The sequence below is a fragment of the Bacillus hominis genome, from assembly GCF_018332515.1.
GTDB classification, from domain to species: Bacteria; Bacillota; Bacilli; order Bacillales; family Bacillaceae_G; genus Bacillus_A; species Bacillus_A hominis.
Genome location: NZ_BOQD01000056.1, coordinates 1 through 3,830, shown reverse-complemented (window position 1 = coordinate 3,830; position 3,830 = coordinate 1). Strand labels below are relative to the sequence as shown.

Below are 3,830 nucleotides of genomic sequence, written 5' to 3'. Positions count from 1 at the left end.
GATTCGGGGCCCCGAATCTTTTTCCGCTTATATTTAATTATTAAACAAGAACTTTCATAACGTTACGTACAGATTCTACAGAGCGATCTAACGCTTCTTTTTCATCTTCAAGAAGTTCTAATTCAATAATTTTTTCAATTCCGTTACCACCTAGAATTACTGGTACCCCTAAGTAAAGGTCACTATAACCATACTCACCATCAAGGTATGCAATAGCAGGTAATACACGGCGTTGATCTTTCAAGATTGCTTCTGTCATTTCAACTAAAGAAGCAGCTGGCGCATAATATGCACTACCGTTTCCTAATAAGCCTACAATTTCGCCGCCACCTTTACGTGTACGTTCTACGATTGCTTCTAAACGCTCTTTTGGAATTAACGTTTCTAACGGAATGCCACCTGCATAGGAATAGCGTACAAGAGGTACCATATCGTCACCATGTCCACCAAGAACAAATCCTGTAATGTCTTTCACAGAAAGATTTAATTCTTGTGAAATGAATGTACGGAAACGAGCTGTATCTAATACGCCCGATTGACCGATAACACGCTCTTTCGGGAATCCTGCCTCTTTAAATACAGAATATGTCATTGCATCAACTGGATTTGTTAATACAACAATAATCGCATTTGGTGAATGTTTTGCAATGTCGCGCGTAATACTTTTCATAATTTTAGAGTTTGTTGCTACTAAGTCATCACGGCTCATACCAGGCTTACGCGCAATACCTGCTGTAATAACAACGACGTCAGAATCAGCAGTATCTGCGTAATCAGATGTACCAATAATGTTAGCATCAAAACCTTGTACTGGGCTCGCTTCTAACATATCTAACGCTTTCCCTTTTGTTGGATTTTCCAGCTGTGGAATGTCCACTAATACAACATCTGCTAGTTCTTTTTGTGCTAATAAGAATGCTGTTGTTGCTCCTGTAAATCCTGCACCGATGACTGAAACTTTCTTGCGTTTGATTGTCATAATTTACCCCCTGCTTTAATTATGCGTTTTTGATTATCGCTACATCCATGTTTTTAATAAGTTCATTAGCAAATTCAGAACATTTTACTTCTGTTGCACCTTCCATTAAGCGTGCGAAATCATAAGTTACTACTTTTGATTCAATTGTTTTCTCAACTGAAGCAGTTACTAAATTCGCAGCTTCGTTCCATCCTAAGTGCTCTAATAATAATACACCAGAAAGAAGAACAGAAGATGGATTTACTTTATCTAAACCTGCATATTTTGGAGCTGTACCGTGTGTAGCTTCAAAGATAGCATGTCCAGTCACATAGTTAATGTTTGCACCAGGTGCAATACCAATTCCACCTACTTGTGCAGCAAGTGCATCAGAGATATAGTCTCCATTTAAGTTCATTGTTGCAACAACATCGAACTCACGTGGACGAGTTAAAATTTGTTGTAAGAAGATGTCTGCAATAGAATCTTTTACGATGATTTTCCCAGCAGATTCTGCTTCTGCCATCGCTTTATTCGCTGCATCTTTACCATCTTTTTCAACGATACGATCATATTCAGCCCAAGTAAATACTTTGTCGCCAAATTCTTGTTCAGCTACTTCGTAACCCCAGTTTTTGAAAGCACCTTCTGTAAATTTCATAATGTTTCCTTTATGAACTAATGTAACAGAAGAACGTTTTTCGTTAATTGCATATTGAATCGCAGCGCGAACAAGACGCTTTGTCCCTTCCTCTGAAATTGGTTTAATACCAATCCCTGATGTTTCTGGGAAACGAATTTTATTAACGCCCATTGCTTCTTTTAAGAATGCAAGAACTTTTTCCGCTTCTGGAGAACCTTGTGCATATTCAATACCAGCGTAAATGTCTTCTGTATTTTCACGGAAAATAACCATATCAGTATCTTCCGGACGTTTTACAGGTGAAGGAACACCTTCAAAGTAACGAACTGGACGTAGACATACATATAAATCTAATTCTTGACGAAGCGCAACGTTTAGAGAACGAATACCACCGCCAACTGGAGTTGTAAGTGGACCTTTAATTGCGATTAAATATTCACGAATTAAATTTAAAGTCTCTTCTGGTAACCACTCGCCTGTTTGGTTGAATGCTTTTTCCCCTGCAAGCACTTCTTTCCAAACGATTTTCTTCTCACCATCATATGCTTTCTCAACTGCTGCTTCTATTACGCGAGATGCTGCCGCCCAAATATCAGGACCAATTCCATCTCCTTCGATAAATGGAATAATCGGATTGTTTGGTACATTCATAACACCATTAGTTACAGTAATTTTTTCACCTGTCGTCAATGTGATAACCCCCATGTTTGAAATTTCATATGTATGAAACTGAGGGAGTAACCCCTCAGTTCAAACCGTTAGTCAAATTAAAATATTCTAATCATTATATCTTTCCGAAAAAATCAGACTTTTGAAAGCGTATTTTCACTATCAAAATAGTGTTTTCACTTATCGTTGTGCGATTGGAACATACACTTGATGCGTAGGTCCATTATAATCAGCACGCGGACGGATTAAACGGTTGTTTTCATATTGTTCTAGAATATGAGCTAACCAGCCTGACATACGGCTAATCGCAAAGATAGGTGTAAATAAGTCATGGTCAACTCCTAAACAATGGTATACAGAAGCTGAATAGAAATCAACATTTGGTGGAAGACCTTTTTCTTTTGTTACAATGTCTTCAATTTTGATAGACATATTATACCATTTGTCTTCTCCTAAAAGCACGCATAATCTCTTAGACATTTCGCGTAAGTGTTTCGCGCGTGGATCACCATGCTCATATACGCGATGACCAAATCCCATAATTTTCACTTTATTTTGAAGAGCATTATGAATATATGATTCTACATTTTCTTCTTCGCCAATTTCAGTTAGCATCTTCATTACATTTTCATTTGCTCCGCCGTGAAGAGGACCTTTTAATGCACCGATGGCTGCTGTAATACCAGAATACACATCTGAAAGTGTAGCTACGCAAACACGTGCAGTAAATGTAGAAGCGTTTAACTCATGATCCGCATGAAGTACAAGTGCCTTATCAAAAGCCTCAATTTCAACTTCATTTGGCTCACGATCATTTAACATGTACAAGAAGTTTGCAGCTAATGATAGATCTTTTCTTGGCTCAACAACATCTAACCCTTTGCGAATTCTTGCATAAGCCGCAATTAAAGTTCCTACTTGAGCCTGTAATTTAACCGCTTTCAAATAATTAGACTTTCCATCCATTATTTCAGCGCTCTCATCGTATAATGATAGCATGGAAATCGCAGTTCGTAAAACCGACATCGGATGTGCGACTTTTAAATCTACTTGTTTCAAATACGTTAAAATCTCACCTGGTACTTTATAGTATTCAGATACAGTTTCACTAAATTCCGCTAGTTCTTTTTCGTTAGGAAGTTTGCGGTGCCATAATAAGTACACTACTTCTTCGAACGTAGCATTCTCAGCTAAATCATCAATATTATACCCAACATAAGTTAATGTATCATCAATAATAGAGCTCACAGATGATGTTGTTGCTACTACCCCTTCTAAACCTCGAATAACAGTCATGACATTCTCTCCTTTTCCTGAAAATTCTCCCAACCTTGCTCCTTATATTTATTTGCTCCCCTTATAAATTATGAACGCTCGTTCACTCTTTAGGCAAGCAAAATGCACGTTCATGCAAATTTGTTACGATGTTCCCCTCTTATTGTCCATTACTTACATGGAAAGCATGAGCGTGAATGTCTCCCCGAATCCTCACGCTCAGAACAACAAGTTAGTGAGGAAAATGAATTCCGAAGAGTTTTATGATAAAAACAACATAAAACA

General features: G+C 37.8%; 3 protein-coding genes. All 3 read right to left on the bottom strand.

All coding sequences use genetic code 11. From position 1 onward, the window contains the following. Positions 1-40 precede the first annotated feature (40 nt). On the bottom strand, positions 41-979 hold the full coding sequence (gene mdh, locus KI356_RS07625; RefSeq protein WP_212935160.1) for a malate dehydrogenase: 939 nt from the start codon (positions 977-979) through the stop codon (positions 41-43). A 19-nt stretch (positions 980-998) separates the two neighbouring features. Further along, a complete protein-coding gene (icd, locus tag KI356_RS07620; RefSeq protein ID WP_002122975.1) occupies positions 999-2,291 on the bottom strand; it encodes an NADP-dependent isocitrate dehydrogenase in 1,293 nt (430 codons plus the stop codon). 159 nt (positions 2,292-2,450) lie between these two features. After that, complete coding sequence (gene citZ / locus KI356_RS07615; RefSeq protein WP_002122976.1) at positions 2,451-3,599, bottom strand: citrate synthase; 1,149 nt, start codon at positions 3,597-3,599, stop codon at positions 2,451-2,453. Positions 3,600-3,830: the final 231 nt, after the last annotated feature.

What these genes read in the sequence shown, in the direction of transcription:
- mdh (WP_212935160.1), bottom strand. Translation starts at nt 979, where the DNA reads ATGACAATCAAACGCAAGAAAGTTTCAGTCATCGGTGCAGGATTTACA.